General features: G+C 71.6%; 21 protein-coding genes and 2 pseudogenes. 18 read left to right on the forward strand and 5 right to left on the reverse strand.

Annotated elements, in window-relative coordinates:
- Positions 1 to 15 precede the first annotated feature (15 nt).
- The 10 genes from KBY47_RS30310 to KBY47_RS30355 all read left to right on the forward strand — a co-directional run bounded on the left by KBY47_RS30310 (position 16) and on the right by KBY47_RS30355 (position 10,269).
- Positions 16 to 1,053: a Gfo/Idh/MocA family oxidoreductase gene (locus tag KBY47_RS30310; protein ID WP_210926749.1), complete on the forward strand. Its 1,038-nt coding sequence runs from the start codon at positions 16 to 18 to the stop codon at positions 1,051 to 1,053.
- Positions 1,043 to 1,975: a sugar phosphate isomerase/epimerase gene (locus tag KBY47_RS30315; RefSeq protein ID WP_210926752.1), complete on the forward strand. Its 933-nt coding sequence runs from the start codon at positions 1,043 to 1,045 to the stop codon at positions 1,973 to 1,975. Before KBY47_RS30310 ends, KBY47_RS30315 begins: the two co-directional genes overlap by 11 nt.
- Complete coding sequence (locus KBY47_RS30320) at positions 1,972 to 3,273, forward strand: M20/M25/M40 family metallo-hydrolase (RefSeq protein ID WP_210926755.1); 1,302 nt, start codon at positions 1,972 to 1,974, stop codon at positions 3,271 to 3,273. Before KBY47_RS30315 ends, KBY47_RS30320 begins: the two co-directional genes overlap by 4 nt.
- Entirely contained in the window at positions 3,270 to 4,511 is a 1,242-nt protein-coding gene (locus tag KBY47_RS30325) for an Ldh family oxidoreductase (protein ID WP_308405348.1), read from the forward strand. The genes KBY47_RS30320 and KBY47_RS30325 overlap by 4 nt, the downstream gene beginning before the upstream one ends.
- Positions 4,508 to 5,431 (forward strand): Gfo/Idh/MocA family protein, encoded by a 924-nt coding sequence (locus tag KBY47_RS30330; protein WP_210926757.1) that lies wholly within the window; start codon positions 4,508 to 4,510, stop codon positions 5,429 to 5,431. The genes KBY47_RS30325 and KBY47_RS30330 overlap by 4 nt, the downstream gene beginning before the upstream one ends.
- Positions 5,428 to 5,865 carry a hypothetical protein gene (locus KBY47_RS30335; protein WP_210926759.1) on the forward strand — a complete coding sequence of 146 codons (438 nt, stop codon included), beginning with the start codon at positions 5,428 to 5,430 and terminating at the stop codon, positions 5,863 to 5,865. The genes KBY47_RS30330 and KBY47_RS30335 overlap by 4 nt, the downstream gene beginning before the upstream one ends.
- A gap of 56 nt (positions 5,866 to 5,921) precedes the next feature.
- The gene (locus tag KBY47_RS30340) at positions 5,922 to 6,872 is read left to right on the forward strand and encodes an alpha/beta hydrolase (RefSeq protein ID WP_210926761.1); all 951 of its coding nucleotides are present in this window, start codon (positions 5,922 to 5,924) and stop codon (positions 6,870 to 6,872) included.
- A gap of 23 nt (positions 6,873 to 6,895) precedes the next feature.
- A complete protein-coding gene (locus tag KBY47_RS30345) occupies positions 6,896 to 8,356 on the forward strand; it encodes an NAD(P)/FAD-dependent oxidoreductase (RefSeq protein WP_210926763.1) in 1,461 nt (486 codons plus the stop codon).
- Positions 8,353 to 9,009 (forward strand): class I SAM-dependent methyltransferase, encoded by a 657-nt coding sequence (locus KBY47_RS30350; RefSeq protein ID WP_210926765.1) that lies wholly within the window; start codon positions 8,353 to 8,355, stop codon positions 9,007 to 9,009. The genes KBY47_RS30345 and KBY47_RS30350 overlap by 4 nt, the downstream gene beginning before the upstream one ends.
- 414 nt (positions 9,010 to 9,423) lie before the next feature.
- The gene (locus KBY47_RS30355; protein ID WP_210926767.1) at positions 9,424 to 10,269 is read left to right on the forward strand and encodes an AfsR/SARP family transcriptional regulator; all 846 of its coding nucleotides are present in this window, start codon (positions 9,424 to 9,426) and stop codon (positions 10,267 to 10,269) included.
- Between the two features lie 119 nt (positions 10,270 to 10,388).
- Here the strand turns inward: KBY47_RS30355 and KBY47_RS30360 are convergent.
- The 3 genes and pseudogenes from KBY47_RS30360 to KBY47_RS30375 form a co-directional block, all read right to left on the reverse strand.
- Positions 10,389 to 10,535: pseudogene (locus tag KBY47_RS30360) on the reverse strand (IS3 family transposase); the annotation flags it as partial.
- A gap of 597 nt (positions 10,536 to 11,132) precedes the next feature.
- Positions 11,133 to 11,513 carry a phosphotransferase gene (locus tag KBY47_RS30370; protein ID WP_210926771.1) on the reverse strand — a complete coding sequence of 127 codons (381 nt, stop codon included), beginning with the start codon at positions 11,511 to 11,513 and terminating at the stop codon, positions 11,133 to 11,135.
- Positions 11,510 to 12,403: a hypothetical protein gene (locus KBY47_RS30375; protein ID WP_210926773.1), complete on the reverse strand. Its 894-nt coding sequence runs from the start codon at positions 12,401 to 12,403 to the stop codon at positions 11,510 to 11,512. The genes KBY47_RS30370 and KBY47_RS30375 overlap by 4 nt, the downstream gene beginning before the upstream one ends.
- A 262-nt stretch (positions 12,404 to 12,665) precedes the next feature.
- On the opposite strand from KBY47_RS30375, the gene KBY47_RS30380 reads away from it, so the two are divergent.
- The 5 genes and pseudogenes from KBY47_RS30380 to KBY47_RS30400 all read left to right on the forward strand — a co-directional run.
- Complete coding sequence (locus KBY47_RS30380; protein WP_210926776.1) at positions 12,666 to 14,279, forward strand: glycoside hydrolase 43 family protein; 1,614 nt, start codon at positions 12,666 to 12,668, stop codon at positions 14,277 to 14,279.
- Positions 14,280 to 15,223: 944 nt separating this feature from the next.
- On the forward strand, positions 15,224 to 15,385 hold the full coding sequence (locus tag KBY47_RS30385) for a hypothetical protein (RefSeq protein WP_210926823.1): 162 nt from the start codon (positions 15,224 to 15,226) through the stop codon (positions 15,383 to 15,385).
- Positions 15,382 to 16,293, forward strand: a complete 912-nt coding sequence (locus KBY47_RS30390) for a sigma factor-like helix-turn-helix DNA-binding protein (protein WP_210926778.1) — start codon at positions 15,382 to 15,384, stop codon at positions 16,291 to 16,293. The genes KBY47_RS30385 and KBY47_RS30390 overlap by 4 nt, the downstream gene beginning before the upstream one ends.
- A 163-nt stretch (positions 16,294 to 16,456) precedes the next feature.
- Entirely contained in the window at positions 16,457 to 17,116 is a 660-nt protein-coding gene (locus KBY47_RS30395; protein ID WP_210926780.1) for a hypothetical protein, read from the forward strand.
- A gap of 543 nt (positions 17,117 to 17,659) precedes the next feature.
- Positions 17,660 to 17,986, forward strand: a pseudogene (locus KBY47_RS30400) (Tn3 family transposase); the annotation flags it as partial.
- A 35-nt stretch (positions 17,987 to 18,021) separates the two neighbouring features.
- Here the strand turns inward: KBY47_RS30400 and KBY47_RS30405 are convergent.
- On the reverse strand, positions 18,022 to 18,780 hold the full coding sequence (locus KBY47_RS30405) for an SDR family NAD(P)-dependent oxidoreductase (protein ID WP_210926782.1): 759 nt from the start codon (positions 18,778 to 18,780) through the stop codon (positions 18,022 to 18,024).
- Positions 18,781 to 18,927: 147 nt separating this feature from the next.
- Between KBY47_RS30405 and KBY47_RS30410 the strand changes: the two genes are divergently transcribed.
- From KBY47_RS30410 to KBY47_RS30425, 3 genes are all read left to right on the forward strand, one after another.
- Positions 18,928 to 19,563, forward strand: coding sequence for a TetR/AcrR family transcriptional regulator (locus KBY47_RS30410; RefSeq protein ID WP_210926784.1), 636 nt, complete (start codon positions 18,928 to 18,930; stop codon positions 19,561 to 19,563).
- 530 nt (positions 19,564 to 20,093) lie between these two features.
- Positions 20,094 to 20,636 carry a hypothetical protein gene (locus KBY47_RS30420; protein ID WP_210926789.1) on the forward strand — a complete coding sequence of 181 codons (543 nt, stop codon included), beginning with the start codon at positions 20,094 to 20,096 and terminating at the stop codon, positions 20,634 to 20,636.
- 110 nt (positions 20,637 to 20,746) lie between these two features.
- Positions 20,747 to 21,592 (forward strand): low temperature requirement protein A, encoded by an 846-nt coding sequence (locus tag KBY47_RS30425; protein ID WP_247695467.1) that lies wholly within the window; start codon positions 20,747 to 20,749, stop codon positions 21,590 to 21,592.
- 74 nt (positions 21,593 to 21,666) lie between these two features.
- Here KBY47_RS30425 and KBY47_RS30430 read toward each other — a convergent pair whose 3' ends face one another.
- Entirely contained in the window at positions 21,667 to 22,419 is a 753-nt protein-coding gene (locus KBY47_RS30430) for an SDR family NAD(P)-dependent oxidoreductase (protein WP_210926791.1), read from the reverse strand.
- Between the last annotated feature and the right edge of the window lie 61 nt (positions 22,420 to 22,480).

Genomic DNA, 22,480 nt, shown 5'->3' on the forward strand with positions numbered 1-22,480 from the left:
GAGGAACCAAGTCCCATGGAGCGGACACTGATCATCGGGCTCGGCCGGGCGGGACTCGGGCTGCACTGGGCCGTCCTGCGCAGACTGCGCGCCACCGGGCGCCACACCCACCTGCTGGACCCGGCGCCGGCCCTCTGCCTCGACCCGCTCGTCCCCGTGACGGCCCCGCCCGCCGAGGGACTGCGCCCCGTCGCCTCCATCGCGGAGGCCCGCACCCTGCTGGACCCCGAACACACCGTCGTCCACATCTGCACCCCGCCCGTCGCCCGCCTCGACCTGTTGCGCGAGCTGGCCGCAGCGGGCTTCCGCAGGATCATCGTGGAGAAGCCGCTGGCGGCCGGACGCGACACCGCGCACGACGTCCTCGACCTCGCCCGCACCGAACGGCTGCGCCTGTCGGTCGTCGCGCCCTGGCTGGCCAGCGCGCTCACCGCACGGCTCGTACGCCTCGTGGACGGCGGCACCCTCGGCGAACTGCGGTCCATCGAGGTACGGCAGTACAAGCCGCGGATGCGCCGCACCCTCGCCGACAAGGGGCACCCCACCGCGTTCGACATCGAACCCCCGCACTCCCTCGGCGTCTGCCTCCGACTCGCCGGAGACGCCCACCTCACCCACGCCCAGCTCGACGACATGCGCATCGGCGACACCGTCATCCCGAGCATGGGCCGCGCCCGGCTGGAACTCCGGCACCGGACCGCGGTCAGCCGCATCGTCTCCGACCTCACCGCACCGGTCCGGGAACGCAGCATGCGCCTGGAGTTCACCCACGGCCACGTCGTCGCCCACTACCCCAACGCCGAGGACGACCACTACGCCCAACTGCGTGTCAGCCGCCCCGGGCACCCCGAGACGTGGGAGGTCTTCCCCGACGACGCCCTGTCCGCCTATCTCCTCGGCGCCTACCGGGCGCTGCGCGACGACACCCCCCTGGAACCCCAACTCCAGCTGGGGGTCCGTGTCGTGGAACTTCTCGCGGACGCCAAGACGGCGAGCGGCGCGGCCCGGGCGGCAGCCCAGCGCAGCGGAGGGCAGGTGGCCCATGCGGGCTGAGACGGAGGCACCCAACCCGACCGCGAGCACCGCCGTGGCCGCACCGCCCCCCGGCATCCGCTTCGCCGGTATCGGAGACGAGGCCGCTCCCGCCCTGGCCGACCAGATCCGGGCCCACCAACTGCTGGGCTGGTCCGCCATCGAGCTGCGGGGCATCGACGGCGTCGCCCTCGCCGACCTCGACGACGCGGCGTTCGACTCGGCCCGCACGGAACTGCACGACGCGGGCCTCGACGTCGTCTGCGTGGACTCCCGCATCGCCAACTGGGCCCGCCCCGTCACCGGTGACTTCCGGCTGGACCGCGACGAACTGGAGCGCCTGATCCCGCGGTGCGCCGCCCTGGGCACCCGCTACATCCGCGTCATGTCCTACCCCGACGACCCCGACGGCCGCCTCGAAGAACCCGAGTGGGGACGACGCGCCACCGCCCGGCTGAAGGCCCTCGCCGGGCAGGCGCAGGACGCCGGGCTCGTCCTGCTGCACGAGAACTGTGCGGGCTGGGCCGGATCCCACGCCGACCGGGCCCTGCGCCTGCTGGAGGACGTCGACAGCCCGGCGCTGCGCCTGCTCTTCGACACGGGCAACGGCATCGCGTACGGCTACGAGGGCTACGACATGCTCACCGCGCTGGTGGACCGGGTGGAGCACGTCCAGATCAAGGACGCCCGGGCCGAGGCGGGCGAGGTGCGCTACACCCTTCCCGGCGAGGGCGGCTGCCGGGTCCACGACTGTCTGCGGCTCCTGCTCGACCACGGGTACACCGGCACCTGGACCATCGAACCCCACCGGTCGGTACGCCCTCACGAGGGCCGCACCGACCCCGGCCGGGACGGAGTGGCCGAGTTCGTCCGTTACGGACGCGCCCTGGAACGGCTGGCCGCGGACCTGCCGCACGCCGGGAAGACGGGGGACACGCGATGATCCGAGCCCGGCTGACCCAGGACGACCGCGACCTGCTGCTGGCGCTGCTCGACCTGCCCACGGCCGGGCCGCTGGAGGACGACGGCGCACCCCGGCTCTGGGAGGCCCAGCGCACCTACGCCGCGGCGGCACGCGAGATCGGGTTCGACGTCGTCCACCACGCCGCCGCCGAACCCGTCGACCTGGTGGGCGCCCCCGTGCCGCTCGCCGTACGCCGCGCCGTCGAGAACGACCCGGACTTCCTCGCCGTACAGCCCTCTTTGGTCCTGGCGCTCGGCCCCGAGCTGCCGCAGGCCGACACCGTGATGTTCAACGTGCACCTCGACACCGTCGCCGGAAGCGAACCGGTCGACTTCGACGGGCGGCGCTTCACCGGCCGGGGCGCCATCGACGCCAAGGGCCCGGCGGTGGCGCTCCTGGCGGGCGTGCGCGGCGCGCTGCACTCCGCACCCGGCCTCGCCTCCGGCACCCGGGTGCTCATCCAGGCGGTGTCCGGTGAGGAGGGCGGAGCCATGGGCGTCTTCGGGACCCGCCCGCTGGTCCGCCGCGGCTGGTACGGCAGGCTCAACCTGTTCTGCGAGCCCACCGGCATGCGGCTGCTGCCCCGTTCCACCGCGTCGATGACCGCCTGTGTACGCGTCGACGGCGACGACGCCATCGACGACCGTCCCGCCGCCGGACACAACGCCACCGTCCTGCTCGGCCACCTCGCCCAGTGGCTCGCCACCCGGCTGCCCGGGCACACGGACGGCGGACAGGTCTGCGTCGCGGGCCTGCACACCGGCCACCTCCACAACCGGGTCTACGGCACCGGCCGGTTGCTGCTCAACTGCTCCTACGCGGACACCGCTTCCGGCGATGCGCTGGCCACCCGGCTGGAGGCGGAGGTCGCCGCCGCCGTGGGGGAGTTCCGCGAGGCGTACGGCACCCACCGGGACCTGGCCAGGACCGCCGCCGACGCCGCCGCGATCACCCGCGTCGAATGGCACAAGCGCGGCCTGCCCGCGCTCCCGCCCTCGGACGACCGGTGGGCGACACACCTGCTGGAACGACAGGGCGGCCTGGCCCGCTGGCCGGACGACGAGCCCGCGTTCACCTGCGACGCGCTGTGGATGGCCGGGCTGCCCGGCGCCCACACGGCCGTCCTCGGCCCCGGCGACCTCGACCGCAACCACGCCCACGCGGCGGGGGAGTACGCCGACCTGACCGATCTCGAAGCCTTCGCCGAGGCGGTGAGCGGCATCCTCGTCCGCTTCGCCGCCCGGCACCACGCCGCCACGGGAGGAACACACCAGTGAACCAGCCCAGCAAGGCCCCGCGGTCCGACAGCATGACTGCCGCCCACGCCGAGGATGTGACCGTCGCCCACGCCGAGGGCGTGACCGTCGCCCACGACGCCCTCGTGGCCTTCACCGCCGACGTCTTCGCCGACCGTGGCGTGCCCGCGCCCCGTGCCCGTACCGCGGCCGAGGCACTGGTCCACGGCGACCTCACCGGACTGACCTCGCACGGACTCGCCAACCTCACCCGGCTCTACCTGCCCGCCCTCGACGAGGGCCGCATCGACGCGGGCGCCGAACCGGAGAAGATCACCGACACCGGCGCCGCCGTCCTCCTCGACGGACGCCGCTCACTGGGCCTGTGGGCGGCGACCGAGGCCCTGGAACTGGCCGCGGACCGCGCCCAGCAGACCGGCGTCGCCCTGGTGACGATGCGCGACGCCACGCACTTCGGCTGCGCGGGCTACCACACCGCCCGTATCGCCCGACGCGGCATGGTCGCCCTGCTCGCCTCCAACTGCGGCCGCCAGCGCATCGCCCGCCCGCCGGGCGGCCGGGCCGCCCTGCTCGGCACCAACCCGTTCAGCGTGGCCGCGCCCGCGGGCGAACACCCTCCCTACGTCCTCGACATGAGTACCACGGTCGTACCGACCGGCAAGGTCCGCGCCGCGGCCCGCGCCGGGCAGCCGATCCCCGAGGGCTGGCTGGAGGACGCCCAGGGACGGCCCGTCACCGACCCGGAAGCCCTGGACACCGGCCACGGCTTCCTGCGCTGGCTCGGCGGCGACCCGGCCACCGGTGCCTTCAAGGGCTACGGACTCGGTCTGATGGTGGAGGTGCTGGCCGCCCTCGTCCCCGGGGCCGGGCTGGGACCCGACCGGGAGGCCCTGTCCGGCGACGGACGGCCCACCGGCCGCGACGACGACATCGGCCTCACCGCCCTCGTCCTCGCACCCGGAGCACTGCGCCCCGGACCGGACTTCCTGGGCGAGGCGGACGGCATGTTCAGCGCGCTCCTCGACTGCCCGCCCCTCGACCCCCGGCGGCCGGTGAGCTACCCGGGCCGCCCCGAGGCGCTGACCGCCGGCCACCACCGCGAACACGGCGTCCCCCTGTACGCCGAGCAGTACGCCGAGCTGACGGCCCTGGCCGCCGAGCGAGGACTCACCGCCCCGCCGCCGTCGCCCCCCGTCCCCGCCACTGCCCCGGCCCCCGCCACCGCCCCGGCCCCCGCCTCCGGAAAGGACACCCGGTGACGCACCCCACCCGCGTCGGCCTCATCGGACTCGGCGTCATCTCCAAGTTCTACGTCGCCGCCTTCGACCGACTGCCCGACGTCGACCTGGCCGCCGTATGCGATCTGCGGCCGGAGGCGCTGGAGCCGTTCCACGACGTGGCGAGGTGCCACACGCGCCACACCGACCTGCTCGCCGACGCGACCAACCTGGACGCGGTGGTCGTCAACGTCCCCAACGACGCCCACGCCAAGGTGTGCGGCGACGCCATCGCCGCCGGACTCGGCGTGTGCGTGGAGAAGCCGCTCGCCACCCGGATCGAGGACGGCCGTGCTCTCGTCGCGGCCGCACGGAAGCGGAACGTCACCCTCTTCACCTCCTTCCACCGCCGCTACAACTCCGCCGTCCTGCGCCTGCTGGACGACGTGACGGCCGCCGAGGCCCCCGTACGGTCCCTGACCGTCCGCTACCTCGAACGCATCGAGGACCACGCCGGGGACGACCGCTGGTACCTGGACGCCGACCGCTGCGGCGGCGGCTGCGTCGCCGACAACGGCCCCAACGCCTTCGACCTCGTCCGCCTGTTCCTCGGCGCGACCGAACTGGCCGACGCCAAGGTGGTACGCGACGCCCACGGCACGGACCGCCAGGCCGACATCACGCTGCGCTCCCCGCACGGCGTACCCGCCCGCGTCGAACTCGACTGGTCCTACGACGGCGAGGTCAAGGACGTCACCGTCGAACTGGCCGACGGCACCACGCTGTCCGCCGACATGCTCGCCGGACACACCGAGTTCAAGGGCTCCCTCTGGCACGAGTACGCCGGCGTGCTGGCCGACTTCGACCAGCGCCTGCGCTCCGGCCAGGACACCGCAGACGACGGACTCGCCGCCCTGGACCTCGTAGACGCCGTCTACCGCGCCGAAGGAGCCGCACGGTGAACCCCCGCGAGGACGGCGCCAAACGCGCCGTGAGCGCCACCGTCGTCAAGGTGCTCACCCACCGCCGCCACGACCGCGGCATGACGCTGGAGCAGTTCACCAGCCGCTGCGTGCGGCGCGGCGAGGTCCATGAACTCGTCACCACCGACCAGGCCGAGAGCCCTCCGGGCGCCCGCATCGACCGGGTCGGCTTCCTCGGCTTCGCCGAGATCCAGGACGCCGGGGTCCTCGACCGGGGCGACGAGGTGTGGGCCGACGGCCGCCTCGTCGGCACCGTGCTCGGCTTCGACTCCTGCCACTTCCCCAACCACTACAACGTACTGATCGCCGTCGACGCCCTGGTGACGGGACCGGAGCTGAACCTGCGGCCGGAGACCTCGGTGTCCTTCCGGCAGGTCCCGGCACCCGTGGCGGCGGCCACGCCCGGGGGGTGACGGACCGCGCCCCGCGAACTCCCGCACCGAGCACCGACCACCACCAGAAGGACACCATGCGCATGCGAACCGTCGACTTCCACGTGACCCCACCACAGACCCCCGGCACCAGCTGGCGGCTGAGCGCACAGCTGCACCTGCCCGCGGGCGCCCCGCCCGACACCGTGCAACTGCTGCTGCCGGGCCTCACCTACGACCGCCGCTACTGGAGCGCCCCCGGCGCCCTCGACTACACCCGGCACGCCGTCGGCGAGGGCTACGCGGTCCTCGCCCTCGACCGCCCCGGCACCGGCGCCAGCGAGCATCCGCCCGCAGAGCAGGTCACCGTGGACAGCAACGTCGAGGCCGTGCACCAGGTGATCGACGTTCTGCGCCGGGGCGCCCCCGGCATCCCCGCCTTCCGGCACGTGGTAGCGGTCGGGCACTCCCTCGGCTCCGGTATCGCCCTCATCGAGGCGGCCCGCCACCAGGACCTGGACGCGCTCGTCGTCACCGGCCTGCTGCACGCCTTCGGCCCGCTGTACGCGGAGGCGCTCCCGGCGCTGTACCCCGCCGCACAGGACGAACTGCTCGCCCCGACGGCCCCACCGGAGAATTACCTGACCACCCTCCCCGGCCGCCGCGCCGCCCTCTACGAACACCCGCCCGGGATGGACCCCGAGCTGTCCGAGTACCACGAACACACCAAGTCCACCGTGACCGCGGGCGAGGGAATGACCCTGGAGTCCATCTACGACCCCGCCGTGGCGGCCGGGGTACGGGTGCCCGTCCTGCTGGTCATGGGCCGGTGCGACCGCCTCTTCGGCGGCGGGGACGTCACCATCGACGACGCGGCCTCCGTCCTCCAGTACGAGCGCAAGTTCTACACCGGCACCACCGACCTGGACGCCTTCGTCGTCCCCGAGGCGGCCCACTCCCTCAACGTCCACCGCACCGCGCCGAGCTGGTACACCGCGGCACACCAGTGGCTCGGCGGCCGGGTGCCCGCCCGCACACCCCGCCCATGAGCGCCGGAAGGGAGGGGCATCACATGGCCGACCGCAACACCGGTCTCCCGCACCGCGGCAGCCACGCCGTCGTCCTCGGCGGCAGCCTCGCCGGAATGTGCGCGGCGGCGGCGCTGGCGGCGCACGTGGACCGGGTCACCCTGGTCGAGCGGGACCGGTACCCCGAGGAGCCACGCTGGCGCCGAGGCGTCCCCCAGGCCCGCCACACCCACAACCTCCTGGGCGCCGGACAGCAGGCCCTGGAGCGCCTCTTCCCGGGCCTGCTGGGGGAGTTGCGGGACCTGGGCATGGTGCCGGTACGGATGCCGCGGGACATGCTGCTGCTCATGGCGGGCGGCTGGGTGGACCGCTTCGACAGCCACCACGTCGTCCTCTCCGGCACGCGCGACCTGCTCGACTGGGCCGTGCGACGACGGCTTCGCCAACTCCCCAACCTCGAGATCCGCGAGGAGACCGAGGCGGCCGGACTCGTCGCGGGCTGGGGCGACTCGGTGCGCGGCGTCCTGCTGCGCGAACGGGACAGCTCGGCCCGCACCGGGTGGGGCGCGCCGTACGAGCAGCGGACGGACCTCGTCGTCGACACGACCGGCCGCGGCTCCCGGGCCCCCGCCTGGCTGCGGGACCTCGGCTACGACACCCCCGAGGAGACCACGGTCGACGCGGGCTGCGCCTACGCCACCTGCGTCTTCGAACCGCCCCCCGGCCACACCGCCGACTGGAAGTGCGTCCTGCTCCAGTCGACCCCGGACGAACCCGGCTCGGGCATCCTCAACCCCATCGAGAACAACCGCTGGATGGTCTCCGTGGCGGGCCTCGGCGGTGAGCGCCCGGCACTGGACCACCAGGGCTTCCTCGACTTCGCCAAACGCCTGCGCAGCACCGTCCTGTACGACGCCGTCCGCGACGCCAAGCCGCTCGGCGAGGTGTACGGATCGGGCCGTACCGAGAACCGCTGGCGCCACTACGAGCGACTGAAGCGCTGGCCGGACCGCTTCCTCGTGCTGGGCGACGCGGTCGGCGCCTTCAACCCGGCCTACGGGCAGGGCATCTCCGTCGCCGCGATGAGCGCGCTCACTCTGGAAGAGGCGCTGGAGGACGCCGGAGCACGCCGCTCCGGCCGGATCCCGACCGGATTCGCGGGCCCCCTGCGCCAGCGCATCGCCCGGCACGTGCAGGCCGCGTGGATGCTGTCGGGCAACGCCGACCTGGCGTACCCGGGCGCCACCGACGGCCCCCTGCCACTCGCCGCACGTCTCGGCAAGCGCTACACCGACCGACTGCTGCGGGTGGCGACCACCGACCAGTTGGTGGCCACGACCCTCTTCGACATGACCCACCTACTGGCCCCGCCGCAGGTCGTGTTCCGCCCGAGGGTCCTGGCCTCGGTCCTGCGCGGCCCGCGCCCAGGCTCCTCCCACTCCTCCCACTCCACCCCACCACCCGGTCCACCCGGACCGGCCGACCTCACCGGGGGACGCACATGACCACGACGGAGTCCCACCGCATGGTCGAGGTCTACCGCAAACGCGCCAAGCGGTACGACCTCACCTCGAACCGTCTCTACCTCATCGGCCAACGCACCATGGCCTACAAACACCTGGCCCTCGAACAGCTCGCGCTGCGCCCCGGCGACACCGTCGTCGACGCGGGCTGCGGCACCGGCCACAACCTCCCGCTCCTCGCCGAGGCGGTCGGCCCGACCGGCAAGGTCATCGGCGTCGACCTCACCGACGCGATGCTGGAACAGGCCGAGGACCGCGTCCGCCGGGCGGGCCTGTCCCAGGTCTCCCTGGTCCAGGCCGACCTGACGGCGTACGAGTACCCGGAGAACGTGCGCGGCATCATCGCCTGCTTCTCCCTGACCCTCATCAGCGAATACGCCAAGATCATCGAACGCGGCTACGAGGCGCTCGCCCCCGGCGGCCGGTGGGTCGTCCTCGACTACCGGCTGCCCCGCTGGTGGCCGGACCGGCTGATCCCCGCCCTGGGCCCGATGATCGCCCCCTTCGGCGGCGACACCAGCATGGTCAACCGCCACCCCTGGGAGCCGATCGAACGGGGCGCCGCCCGCCACCGCATGCTGACCCGCTACGGCGGCTGGGTCTACGTCTCGGTCGGAGAGGCCCCGGGCGCGTGACGGCCGTCGACGCCTTATCCCGCTCTCCATGAGCACCGAACCGCCCCGCACCCAGGCCCACTGGTGCGGGGCGGTGTCTTCCGGCAGTGTCCTGTTTTGATGGGGCATGAGGGTGACTGAACGGCGGGGCGGGTCGGTTATTGGATGGGTGGGGCGGCCGGTTTTCACGTGAGCGCCCGTTTGTCGGGGGTGGCTGGCCGGGGGTACGAGGTGGGGTCGGTGGATGGTTGCGAGGGCGATGAGTTGAGGGTTTTGGCTGGTGGGCGGTAGTGTCGAGGTGAGGTGAAGGTCATTGCCGAGTCGGAGGTCGGGCGGGTTGAAAACAGCGCGGGTGGTTTGCTGTTGACAAACCGTGCGGACTGTTTTGTACTCGTGGGGTGCCGGTTGCCAGCACTCGTCTAGGGGGAAAACGGCGTGCAGATCGATGTACTGGGCATATTGGATGTGCGGGTGAACGGGGTTTCGGTGGCGCCGACGGCGCCGAAGCCGCGTCAGGTGCTGGCGTTGTTGGCGCTGCATGCGGATCAGGTGGTGCCGGTGGCGGCGTTGATTGATGAGTTGTGGGCGGGTCGTCCGCCGCGCAGTGCGCGGACGACGTTGCAGACGTATGTGCTGCAGTTGCGTGACCTCATCACGGTGGCGCTACAGGAGCAGGGGTCGGCTGCGGGCGGGGCGCCTGCGGTGTCGGCGAAGGATGTGCTGGTGACGGCGCCGGGTGGGTATCTGCTGGTGTCGGGTGAAGGGACCAGTGACGTACGGGAGTTCGAGCGGCTGACGGGGCAAGGTTACCGTGCCATGGACGCCGGTGACTTTCCGGGCGCAGCCGGCTTGCTGCGGCAGGCGCTGGACTTGTGGAGTGGTCCGGCGTTCGCGGATGTGCAGACGGGTGCCCAGCTGGAGATGGAGGCCAAGCGGCTGGAGGAGAGCCGCCTGTGCGCGCTGGACCAGCGGATCGAGGCGGACCTGCGGCTGGGCCGTCACCGCGAACTGCTGGCAGAGCTGACGGTGCTGACGAGCCGTTACCGGGCACACGAGAACCTTCATGCGCAGTTCATGCTCGCGTTGCACCGTTCGGGGCGGCGGGGTGAGGCGCTGGACGTGTATCACAAGCTGCGGAGTACGTTGGTGCGGGATCTGGGGTTGGAGCCGTCGGCGCGGTTGCGTCGGTTGCAGCAGTCGATTCTGGTGGCGGCGCCGGAGACGCCGCTGGGTGCGGAGGGGCCGCTGGCGACGGCGCGGGCGGCGAGCGACGCCTGCTGACCGTCGCGGCCCGTGGGCCTCTGGTGGTCTCCATCTCGCAGCTGACGGAACCTGTCGCCCCTGCCTTCCACACGCGGCCGGTCAGGCTGGTGACGCGCCTGCCACCCACCTACACCGGGCTGGTGTCGGCGGCGTCGGTGGTAGGTCCGCTCGATCCACGTCACGATCGCGGTCCGCAGTTCTTCACGGGTAGCCCGGATGCGGCGGTCGAGGACGTTCTTCTGCGGCAGGCTGAAGAAGGACTCCCTGGCCGCGTTGTCACACGCTCATCTCCAGTAGCGTGGCCTTCAGGGTGGCGCGTCGAAGATCTGCTCTCTGTCCCCGCGGTGGGCTGCGTGGCCATGCTCGCCTCGACCTACTCGCTCGCAGTGCCCCTGGAGGCGCGCGACCAACTGAACGCCGCGCGTCGGGACGGGCGTCCTGGTAGGCGGCCAGGAGCTCGGACAGCCCGGACAGCCATGCCTCCCAGCCCAGGAGGAGGCTGCGCGGATCGCAGGCGATGCGGGCGATTTCCCAGGCCGCGTAGCGCGGGTTCGGAGGCTGGAAGTCGAATGATGGCGGCCACCTGGGCGCCGTGCAGCAGAAGGTTCGGGCTGGCGAGATCGCTGTGCAGGATCTGGAATGTCAGTTCCGGGGGCCTGCCGAGGATCCGCCCCAGTTTCCCCCACAAGCCCTGCCGTTCGCGAGCCGCCTCAAGAGCCCAGGCCTCGAATCCGCCGAGGGCGGGCTTGCGGCCGTACGCGGCGATCAGGCGTTCATGCCGGGCCCGGTTCGTGCGCAGGTCACACACGGCGGATCCGGCCCGCAGTTCGGGACGTGCGGCGGGATGCTCGGCGAGACGGCAGTGCAGGCGGCCGGCGGCCTCACCCACCGGGACGCCAGCGATCGTTGGTCATCGGGCCTTCCGCGGTGTGCACGTCGGGGATGTACTCCCACAGGGACATGCTCAGCCGTCCGCCCGCTTCGACAAGATCGCCGTCGACGGTGCGGCGTACCGCGGGAACGGGAACGGCGCCGTGGCGGGCGTACTCGGCGAGCTCGACCGCTGCGCGCTCGCGCGGCAGCTGAGCGACGTCACGGTAGACCTTCGCGAACCATGGCACGCCGCCGTCGTGCGTGGTGACACGGTAGTTGTCCGTCGACGTCCCGCCGTGGATCTGCGTCACCTCGGCCGGCTCGAGGCCATAGGCCCGCATGAGCGTGCCGGCCAGTGCGGTGATCTCCTTGTCGTCGTCCGGCGTCACCCGCGCGCCTCCCGCCGGCCGGCATGCTCGCGGCCAGTGCTTCGTCGGCATCGGCGGCGACCGGTGTGGACGCGGATGTGGGTGAGGTACGCGAAGGAGCCGTCCCGCACGAGGGCGGCCGCGTCCGAGCCCCGGGGCAGCTCGGCAAACCGGGATCCCGTGGTGCCGGCTAGGCGGCAGAAGCCGGGCAGCGTGGTCGCGAGGTAGAGCGGCAGGGTCTCGAACGACTCCTGACCGGCGACGGTCACCCCGGTCGGCACCTCGCACCGCGGCGCCACCAGGGCGTCGTCCGCTCCGGCGCTGGCCGGCACGGGGCCGTCTTCGAAGCGCAGCTGCAGCTGCCCGTCGGCGAGGTCGACGGTGGGCGTGGGGCGGGCGGCCGCGCCGAGGTCGCGGACGAACCCGCAGAGGGTGAAGCCGGTGAACCGTCGGGTGCGCTCCACGACCCAGCCGTCGATATCGACGCTCACGACCCGTCCGTCGGGGGCGACGACGTGGGCGATCAGTTCGGCGTTGTATCCGCCGGAGCCGACTTCGAGGACCGTCATCCCTGGCTTCAGGCGCAGGCTTTCGAGCATGCCGGCCTGGAGCCACGGCGCCGAGACCGAGCTCGTCGCCCGCCCGGCGTCGTCGCGCCGGGTGACGGGGGAGCGGTCGTCGTCGTACGCGATCCGCAGGGGGCTTTCCGGGGTGTAGCGGTGGCGGGGCACCTCCCGGAGAGCGTGCTGGACTGCGGGGGAGGGCGCCCATCCGCCGTCGCTGCAGCCACGCTCGGCACCGAAGCCGGGGCCCTCGGACCGGCCGAGGCTGGTGTCTCCCGCGCTTGCCTGTCCAAGTGGAAGCGAGCGTTCGAACTTTCGATCGACGTTCGGAAACTCCAGGCGCCCCACGGATGCTAGAGAGACGGCAGGTCATGTCAACACCCCCTCACTGAGCGGGATTTGTCGCGTGATCGGCGAGGGGCAAGGCTGAGTCGCGCCTACCCCGCGCGAGCCGCTTCGAATATTGCGAAGCGGCGCACGACTTATGCGAGGAGGGTTGACGGGCCATGCTGGCCTCCTATCATCCAGACTGCTCGACAAGTCGCACGATGTTCGGTATCTCGAATGCGATAGGGCCCCTCCGACCGATGAACCAGAGGTGAACACCTCCATGGACCTGTCATGGGCGCATCAACCCCTCACGCGTCGCCGCACGCTCGCGGCTGCCACCGGCCTGGCCGCCGGCGCCCTCCTCCCCCCTGGGCCCGCCCTCGCGACCGCCGCGGCGCAGTACACGAACCCGGTGATCTGGCAGGACTTCGCGGACATCGACATCATCCGCGTCGGCGACACCTACTACGCCTCGGCCTCGACGATGCACTACTCGCCAGGCGCGCCCGTTCTGCGGTCCTACGACCTGGTGAACTGGGAGATCGCCGGTCACTCGGTACCCGTCCTCGACTTCGGCGCCAAGTACGACCTGAACGGCGCCCGCGGCTATGTCAGAGGAATCTGGGCATCGTCACTGGCCTACCGGCCCAGCAACAGGACCTTCTACTGGCTCGGCCAGATCGACTTCGCCCGGACGTACCTCTACACCGCCACCGCGGTGGAGGGGCCGTGGAGCAGGCTGACGACGATCAGCACCCCCTACTACGACGCCGGGCTGCTCGTCGACACCGACGACACCCTCTACGTGGCGTACGGCAACACCACCATCAGCGTGGCCCAGCTCTCGCCCGACGGCCGCAACCAGGTCCGTACGCAGGAGGTGTTCAGGACACCGTCCAGCGTCGGCACCTTGGAGGGCGCCCGGTTCTACAAGATCAACGGGCAGTACTACATCTTCCTGACCCGCCCCGCGAACGGCCAGTACATCCTCAAGTCCTCAAGCGGTCCCTTCGGCCCGTACACGATGCGGCAGGTCCTCCTCGACCTGCGCGGACCGATCCCCGGCGGCGGCGTCCCCCACCAGGGCGGGCTGGTACGGACGCAGAGCGGCGCCTGGTACTACATGGCGTTCGTCGACGCCTACCCCGGCGGCCGCATGCCCGCCCTGGCACCGGTCACCTGGACAGCGGACGGCTGGCCCGTCGTACAGCTCGTCAACGGCGCGTGGGGCACCACGTACCCCAGTCCGGCCGTTCCCACCCCGCCCCGCCAGGTCACCCCGATGACCGGCGTCGACACCTTCGACGGTACGGCCCTGAAACCGAGATGGGAGTGGAACCACAACCCCGACAACACCAAGTGGTCGGTCGGCGACGGCCTGACGCTGCGGACCGCGACCGTCACCCACGACCTCTACTGGGCCCGCAACACCCTCACACACCGCATCCAGGGCCCCACCTCCACCGCCACGGTCCAGCTCGACCACTCCGCGATGCGGGACGGCGACCGGGCCGGGCTCGCGCTGCTGCGTGACTCCTCCGCCTGGATCGGCCTCAAGCGCGACGGCGGTGCGACACGGGTGGTGATGGTGACCGGGCTGACCATGGACAGCAACTGGAACACCACCGGCACCGGCACCGAGATCGCGAGCGCGCCCGTCTCCGGCGGCCACGTCTGGCTGCGCGCGAACGCGGACATCCGCCCCGGCGCACCGCGCCCCGGGACCTTCTCCTACAGCACCGACGGCATCACCTTCACCCGCCTCGGACCCGCCTTCTCCATGGGCAACGACTGGCGGTTCTTCATGGGCTACCGGTTCGCCCTCTTCAACCACGCCACCCAGGCCCTCGGCGGCGCCGTCCGCGTCACACGGTTCGAGCTGTCCACACCCTGAACCAATCCATCGACCGCACCACCCGGCCTGGTGCGAGGGTGGCGTTCGGCCAGACCGTCGTCACGTCGTCGCCCAATTCGCACGAGGCGTTACCCAGACGGGAAGCCCTTGACCTCCAGCTGACGGCGCCCTGGCGTGAAGCCCGTGCGCGCGCTGACGGACGCTCCCCACAGGGGTGCAACTGGCGCCCGTTTTCGTCCGCTTGGTCACGGCTGGGAAAACCGGCTGTCCGGTCAGAGCACAGTGGTGATGATCGGGGGACGGCAGGTCTCGGGGGACGCCGCCGGCGGCGCTACTGGCAGTTGATCGGTGTCCTGGGCACCCTGATGGTCGCGGTGAGCACCGTGCACGCGGTCCGGCCGATCATCCGCGGCGGTCTGCAGCCGACCGACACCGCGGGCATGCTGAGCCTGCCGGTGGGCGTGGCCGCTCTCGTACTCGCGATGTGGGCGCTGCACAGGCCGGTCCAGGGCAACGACGCCGAGGTCTCCCGCGCCCTGGGCGGCGACACTGGCCGGCCAGGTCCAGGACGGGGAGAGCAAGGTGTGGCGGCAACTGCCGGGCGACGACACCCGCCGCATCAACCTTGCCTACGTTCCGCACGCCGCCATGGTCCGCCCGGGCACCGCCCGGCCGCCGGGCGACTGACCGCCGACAGTCCAGACGCGGTGGCACCGCCGGACATCGTCACCTACTACCGCACGGTTCGGCCGCTATCCATGATCACGTGGCGTGACAACTCCGCTACCGGTAATCCTGGTTGACCTTCCCGGCCACCGCGGACTCGGCACCCGCGGCGGCCCGGAAGTTCCCTGCCAGCGCTCCGGATGGGACTGGCGGGTGGGAAGCGACCAGCTCTCCCGGGTCGATGCTCAACCAGGAGGTCCCTTGTGGAAGTTCGTTCGATAGGGATCATTACCTGTGCCGTTCTGGCGTGGAGTGTGGTGATGGTCTTCGTCGGCCAGGCCGTGGCGATCGCGGCCCTGGCTCCGGCGCTGGGGGTGACGGCGCAGCAGATCGTCCGCGCCGCCCGCCCCCGCAGTGGCCCGGCATCCGGGCACCGGGTCGAGGCAGTACCGGACCGCGAGGAGGACACGCCATCATGACGTCCTTCTACCCGGTCGATCCGGACGAGCCGCCCGGGCCGCCGGGCCGGGGACGGCTCGGACGGCCGCTCGGGCCCATCGTTGCCCAGTGCCCGGCCGAGCACCGCGCCTGGCTGGAGCTGGTGCGTCAGGCCTACCTGGAGTCCGGCCTGACGATGACGGTGCTCAGCAGGCGCGTGCACATGGCCCGCTCGAAGATCTCGGAGCTGATGAGCGGCCGCAAGTACCCCCGCTGGGAGCTGCTGGCGACGATCGCGGCGGAAGTGCGGCTCCCGGCCGGCCCGCTGTACCGGCTGTGGCGGCAGGCCGCCCCGGAGATCCGCCGCAAGTCCCGCGCCTGGTCCGCGGAGACAGCCGCCACCGTCGCCGTCCAGCACAGCCCGCCCCTGCACCACACCGGCTTCCGCGACCTGACCGAGTCCGGCTACGGCTTCTACGCCAGCGTCTTCCTGCCCGGCCCGGCCCGCGCGGCCGCCGTGGAGGAAACCTACGACCAGCTCTGGCTGGCTTGGGCCAAGGCTCTGAGCAGCCCCGACATCCGCCGCCACGGGTGGGGCGTGCTGCGCACGAGCGTGATGTCCCGCACCCCCCACATCGACAACTGCCACCACTTCCTGCACACGGCATTCGACACGCTCGCCCTGCACAACCTGTCAGGCCTTGAGCATGCCCAAGCCGCCTCGGAACAGCTCGCTGAGACGCAAGACCTGCTCCGCGCGATGAGCAGGCTGCCCGCCCCTCAGCTCGACGTCATCGTCCTGCGCTTCCTGGGCGGCATGACCGAGGACGAGGTCAGCGATCTGCTCGGCGTACCGCTCGCCGCCGTCCGCTCAGACGAACGGCACGCGATCCGGTTCCTCGACAGCGTCCTGTGCCCCCCACCCGACACCGAAGGAACCCCTTCATGAACACGATCGAAGGCATCCTGTCGCGCGCTCTGCTGGTCTGCGACCGCACCGTCCCCGAGACATCGTCCCGCCCGCCTGCGACACCGCCCACCAGCCCCAGACACCGCACCCCCCAGCCCCCGCGCAGGCGACCGGCAGTGAGGCCACCGAAGCCGCCGAAGACTTGCGGGTCCTGTGCGAGACCGTCCTCGCCCGCACCCCGAACACCGATGTCGCCGACTTCGTCGCCGACCAGCTTCCCGCACCCCGCAGCGCTCTCGCACTCGCCTGCGTCATGCAGCTCACCTACACCGACGACGGCGCCCGCTTCTGGTGGCAGTACGCCGCCGGCGCTGGCCAGAGCGCCGCCGCCTACTGCCTCTACCTCCACCACCTGGCCAACGGCGAAGAAGACCTCGCCCAGTGGTGGCACCAGCAGACCGACGCCACCGCCACCCCCGCCCCTACCGACGACGAACCCCTCCCGGACACCGATCCAGAACCGGAAGAGTGGGCGCCCGCCACCTACCCGCTCAGCACCAGCCCCACCACCATGCTGCGCGTCCTGCGCCAACTGGCCCGCAGCAGCAGCCGAGCCCGCACTCTCAACCGGCTCATGACCTATCTGTCCACCGCCGTCGACGTCGGCTACCTCCGCCACGACTTCGAGATCCCGCTGCCCGGGCCGGACTTCGCGCACCGCATCACCACCCTCGTCCACGACGCGCCTGGGGGACCCGCCGTCCGCGGGGAGTGCAGCCGACGGCGTTCCGGTGGACTGCCCAGACGGCACGATGCACCCGTCCCGGCGGGCCAGAATCTGCCGGCACCAGCCGATCACTGACAGCCCGAACGCCGGCAACCGGGATGCACCACCCAGCGGTGCAACATCGTCCGCTGGTGCCCGAGCAACGGGCCAGCGGCTTACCGCCCTCGGCAAAAGGGGGCAGACTGCTGGCCGGTTGCCCGGCGGCTGCGGCCTGCCCCGCCGACTGGTCAACTGCCGCCCGAACGGTGCGGACGCCGAGGCGGCCCGGAAGTGCACCACGGAGCACCGGTCGACAGCCGCGGCTGGAGCGGCTGCGCGAAGGAGCGGCGGACCGGACCGAGGCGGCCGTCCCCGCGTAGCGGCGCATCGGCGCGGTCGTATGCCGCGACGGCCGCGAGCCGCTCGGGCTCGGCAACGCCATCAGCCGGTGGATCCGGCGTCGGCGACCTGGGCGGAAGCCGTGAGCTGACAGGGACCAGCGCCCCACAGCGGTCCCCCCAGCCTGGCCACCCATCCGGCCGGCGCGAGCGAGGCGCCGCTCAGTCTGCGGCAGGGCGGAGGGAGGCGGAGGCAGCCGCTGACGGCTGGTTGGCGAGCAGGCCTGGCAGCCTCCCGGTGAGGGACGTGTGCCACGGCAAGCGCGGCACCATCCACCAGGCGTACCGCGACTGGATGGAGGACCAGCTCGGCGCGCTCGGCCTGGTCCTCAACGCCATCGTGCTCTGGACCACGAAGTACATCGACGCCGCCGTCGCCCAGCTCCACGCCGAGAGCCACGAGATCCGGGACGAGGACATCGCCCGCCTGTCCCCGCTCAAGCACCGCAACCTGAACCTGCTCGGCCGCTACAGCTTCACCGCCTCGACCCCAGCCGCCGGCGCCCTGCGCCCGCTGCGCGATCCGGACGCCCCAGAGCTGGACGAGGACGAGACCGGCGCGGAATGAATCCGGGGCGGCCTGGGACAGGCTCGCCCGGTCGCTCAGAGGAGGGCGCCGCCGGAGACCTCGATGCGCTGGGCGGTCATCCAGCGCAGGCCCTCCGACGCCAGTGTGGCGACGGCGTCGCCGATCTCCTCGGGTTCGCCGACGCGGCCGAGCGCGGTCTGCCCGGCCAGACCCTGGCGCATACCGGCGTCATCCCGCATGGCACCGCCGTTGAAGTCGGTGGCGGTCGGCCCCGGGGCGATGGAGTTGACCCGGATACCTCGGGGGCCAAGCTCTGCGGCCAAAGTGCGGCTCAGGGCCTCGACGGCGGCCTTCGAGGCAGAGTAGACCGAGGTCGCGGGGCTGGCGTGGCGAGTCAAAGACGATGAGACGTTGATGACGCGGGCGCCTTTCGCCAGCATCGGCACAAGCGACTGGATGAGGAAGAACGTGCCCCGCACGTTCGTGCCGAATACCGTGTCGAAGTCGTCGGCCGTGACAGCTTCCAGGGGGCCGAAGACACCCACCCCCGCGTTGTTGACCATGATATCGAGCCGCGAAGCCCCCCAGCGCTCAAGCAGTGCGCTCAGCTCGGAAGTGAAGGCTCCGAAAGAGGAGACGTCGCTGATATCTAGACGCATGACAGCGGCGGTCCCACCCGTAGCGTGCACGTGCTGCGCCGTCTTCTCGGCCCCGGCCGCATCACCGCGATGAGTGACCACGACCCGCACCCCGCGCGCCGCCAACGCAAGAGCTGTACTCCGGCCCAGACCGCGGTTGGCACCGGTCACCAAAGCGATCCTGTCGGCTGTCATCCGCTACTCCCTCATCACGTGGCACCAAAGAGACATCGGGCACCGCCATCGGATGCGAGTCGCTCGACTCGCCTTTCCATTGCAGCGTAGGCAACCCCAAAGAGGCGAGTCAAGTGACTCGCCTCGGATCTGGGGCATACTGCACACATGGCAGCAGAGCTCTCCGCACACCACCGCCGTCTCGCCCAGCAAAAGCGTGAGGCGATCATCTCCGCAGCCACGGACCTCTTCCTGAACCACGGCTACGACGGAACATCCCTCGCCCGCATCGCCGAAGGGGCGGCCGTCTCGAAGTCCACCCTGTTCAAGCAGTTCCCCACCAAGGCAGCCCTCTTCGAGGCCATCGTCACCGAGTCATGGCAGCGTGACGCCACCGGCGCCGTCGCGCGACCTCAGGCCGGAGACCTGCGTTCCGGCCTGACCTCCATCGGCCACCGCTACGCCGACCTGATCGGCCGGCCCAGCATGACAGCCCTCTTCCGCATCGTCATCGCCGAGCTGCCTCGCTTCCCCGAACTGGGACGGATGCAGTTCCAGCTCGGCAAGCTGCCCTACTTCACCTCTGTCCAGCGCTACCTGGAGTCGGAACACGAGGCTGGCAACGCCGACGTTTCGGACGCCGAGAGCGCCGCCAACCAGTTCCTCGGGATGATCGCCAATTACGTCCTGTGGCCCCGCATGCTGCTGACCGACTGGAACCCCACAACCTCCGACATCCGCTACGCCGTCGAGCAAGCGGTAGAGACCACGCTCGCCCGGTACGCCTCCGATCGACCGGCCTGATCCAAGGGCTGGAATTTGTGGGCCGCCGCCCTGCGCGGTAGGGCCCGTGGCGGAGTCGCGAGCGCGTTGGAGCCCCGTAGCCGTCGTCAAACGATGGCACCCGCGAAGAGAATCTGCGCTGGTACGACGCGCAGATCGCCGCCGAGGCCGACGAGGAGCGGCTGAAGCACCTGTGCGAGGGACGGGCGTACTGTGCGGCGGGGCACCCCGTCGACGCCCGCGAGGGGGCACTGCGCTCCTATGACGCAGTCCGCGCCCAGCTTCCCGTCCTGCTCGAACTGCTCGACGACCAGGACCCGGAGATCCGCACCAAGACCGCGTACCTCCTCGGCTGGTTCCCCGACGGGGCCGACGCCACCCTGCTCCCATTGCTGGCCTGCCTTGACGGCGAGCGGGACCCAGTCTGCGTCGCCACGGTCCTCGTCTCGGTCGGGCTGATCGCCGACCACGACCCGGACGGCCGACTGCGGCATCACCTCGACCACGAGCACCCCTTGCCGCGCTGGGCCGCCGCAACCGCCCTGGCCCGCTTGCTGGTCGCACACCCGGCCACCGCATCCGGCCTGCCGCCGGCGGAGCGCATTGCCGCCGAGCTGGCGGCCTTCGGCGCCGGGCCGGCCCCCGAGACCGCCACCGCCCACCACGCGGGCGACCTGCACAGCTACACCGTCCGCAGCCTGCTGCACCTGATGGGCGCTGCCGAGGACCCGGACGGGGTCCTCCTGGAGATCGTCCGTGCCCTGCCTCGTATCAAGGAGACCGGAGTCGTGCCCCGCCCGCTGGCGGTTCGCGCCGAGAACCTGCTGGAAGCCCTGTTCGACCCCGCGGACACCGTACCGGTGTTCGCCGAGCTCTCCCCTGGGCGCCGGGAGTTGCTGAGGGTCCTGGCCGAGCTGCTGACCGCCGCGGACTTCCAGCCCGTGCCGTTCGGCTCCGACCTCCACGAGCGGTTCACCCAGTACGGCGTCCCCGGTACCCGCCCCGCCCTACGCGCCTACGTGGGACTGTCCACCGAGGGTGAGGACCCGAGCGCTCCCCTCCCCGACCCCTGGGCACCGTTCCGCAACCACTGATCCCACCGCCCCTCACCGAGCGCCGACCGCTGGCCGAGATCGCCGTCGTCCTCGCAGGCAGTGCCCTCCTGCCCGCTCACAGCCGGGTGCTGGTGTAGGGGACGCTCGCCATGGCCTACCTCGCCGGGTGCGCCGCCATGATCGTCACGTCACCGCCCGCCCGGGTGGCGGCCACCCTCACCATCACCGACGCGCTCACCGAGCGGTTCGGACTCCTCGTCATCATCATGCTCGGCGAAACCGTCAAAGGCGTCGTCGACGGTCTGGCTGGCGCGCCTGGCGCTCTTTCCATCACGACCGGACTCGTCGCCGTCGTGGTCGGATTCGGGGCGTGGTGGACGTACTTCGACTTCGCCGGACACCGCCGGCCCAGAGCGACCCCCCTGGCCACCGTGCAGTGGATCCTCACCCACCTGCCGCTGGCAGGGGCGATGACCGCCATGGCCGCCGCGATGCCCACGCTCGTCGAGTACGCACACGACAGCCGCACACCCGCCGCGGCCGCCTGGGTGCTGTGCGGGAGTGTCGCCGTCGTGCTGTGCGCCACGATGGTGCTCGTGGTCGGCCTGCAGGCCTGGGACGAGACCCCCGGCCTCTACCGGCCGCTCGCCCGCACCAGCGTCGTGGTGGCCGTCATCGTCGTGGTCCTCGGTACCATCATCCCGCTCCGCTGCTGCTCGCCCTCGCGCTCGTGCTTCTCCTCGGCGTCCCCTGGGGCTTCGCCGTGGCGTACAGCGTCGCCCGAAAGGAACCGGACGGCCTCACACGGGAGGAACCGGAGCGGGAGCGGCATGCCCCGCCCTGCTGACAGACCTGCGGGGCGGATCGCCGGCAGGGCTAGGGAGGCCGGGCGCGGCTCGGTCCGGTCGGCCATCAGCCGTCATTCGGCGCACAGCCACCCGCCGTCGGCGTTCCTTGACACGTCCGCCGAGAGTGAGCGGATGGAGGCGATGTGACCTGCCGCCCCCGGCGCCGGGAACCGGTGCCGAATGGGCCTCGAGGCGGGCCCGAAACATGCGCCCAAGGGGTGTCAGACGGCGGTGCGGCCACCGTCCACGGGCAGAAGCACGCCCTGTACGAAGCTTGCGGCGGCGCTTGCGAGGTAGAGGACGGCGGAGGCGATTTCCTCGGGTGTCGCAGGGCGGCCGACCGGTGCCTGTGCGGCGAGGGCGTCGAGGTCCTCGCCCATGAGGGCTGTGCCCTCTGTGCGGGTCGGGCCGACGCCGACGGCGTTGACGCGAACCCCGTGGGGGCCGTATTCGGCGGCCCACGCTTTGGTCAGCAGGTTGACTGCCGCCTTGCTGGATCCGTACAGCGACATCCCCGGCACACCGTACGACGCGACCTGTGTGCTGATGTTCACGATGACTCCCTCGCCGCGCTCGGCCATCGCCGGTGCCAGCTCGGCGACGAGGAAGAACTTCGCCTTCACATTGAGGTCGTAGACGGCGTCGAACTCTTCCTCGGTCACCTCGTGGGTGGGCCGGAACGGGTATGCACCCGCGTTGTTGACGAGGATGTCCACCCGGCCTCCGCCTGCCTGGCGGGCGCGCTGTGCCAGTGACCGTGCGGATGCGGCGTTGCGCAGGTCGGCCGCGAGGAAGTCGGCTTTTCCGCCACGTGCGCGGATCGCGGCCACTGTTTCCTCGCCGCGTGCGGTGTTGCGGCCCGCCACGAGGACGTGAGCGCCGTGTTCGGCAAGCGTCGCCGCGGTCGCCGCGCCGATGCCGCTGGTTGCTCCGGTCACGAGGGCTACGCTGCCGTTCAAGAGGGGGGAAGTCATCGCATGTCCTTTCGGATTGGGGTCGGTGTTTCAGGGGTTGCGCGGAGAGGGAGCGGCGAGC

Origin of the sequence: Streptomyces sp. B93 (assembly GCF_018070565.1) — a bacterium.
Taxonomy (GTDB): Bacteria; Actinomycetota; Actinomycetes; order Streptomycetales; family Streptomycetaceae; genus Streptomyces.

Bases quoted from the DNA above. Each gene is read 5' to 3' on its own strand.
- KBY47_RS30345 (WP_210926763.1), top strand. From the start codon at position 6,896: ATGGCCGACCGCAACACCGGTCTCCCGCACCGCGGCAGCCACGCCGTC.
- KBY47_RS30320 (WP_210926755.1), top strand. From the start codon at position 1,972: ATGATCCGAGCCCGGCTGACCCAGGACGACCGCGACCTGCTGCTGGCG.
- KBY47_RS30390 (WP_210926778.1), top strand. From the start codon at position 15,382: ATGACGTCCTTCTACCCGGTCGATCCGGACGAGCCGCCCGGGCCGCCG.
- KBY47_RS30315 (WP_210926752.1), top strand. From the start codon at position 1,043: ATGCGGGCTGAGACGGAGGCACCCAACCCGACCGCGAGCACCGCCGTG.
- KBY47_RS30310 (WP_210926749.1), top strand. From the start codon at position 16: ATGGAGCGGACACTGATCATCGGGCTCGGCCGGGCGGGACTCGGGCTG.
- KBY47_RS30405 (WP_210926782.1), bottom strand. From the start codon at position 18,780: ATGACAGCCGACAGGATCGCTTTGGTGACCGGTGCCAACCGCGGTCTG.
- KBY47_RS30430 (WP_210926791.1), bottom strand. From the start codon at position 22,419: ATGACTTCCCCCCTCTTGAACGGCAGCGTAGCCCTCGTGACCGGAGCA.
- KBY47_RS30425 (WP_247695467.1), top strand. From the start codon at position 20,747: ATGGCCTACCTCGCCGGGTGCGCCGCCATGATCGTCACGTCACCGCCC.
- KBY47_RS30410 (WP_210926784.1), top strand. From the start codon at position 18,928: ATGGCAGCAGAGCTCTCCGCACACCACCGCCGTCTCGCCCAGCAAAAG.
- KBY47_RS30340 (WP_210926761.1), top strand. From the start codon at position 5,922: ATGCGCATGCGAACCGTCGACTTCCACGTGACCCCACCACAGACCCCC.
- KBY47_RS30350 (WP_210926765.1), top strand. From the start codon at position 8,353: ATGACCACGACGGAGTCCCACCGCATGGTCGAGGTCTACCGCAAACGC.
- KBY47_RS30380 (WP_210926776.1), top strand. From the start codon at position 12,666: ATGGACCTGTCATGGGCGCATCAACCCCTCACGCGTCGCCGCACGCTC.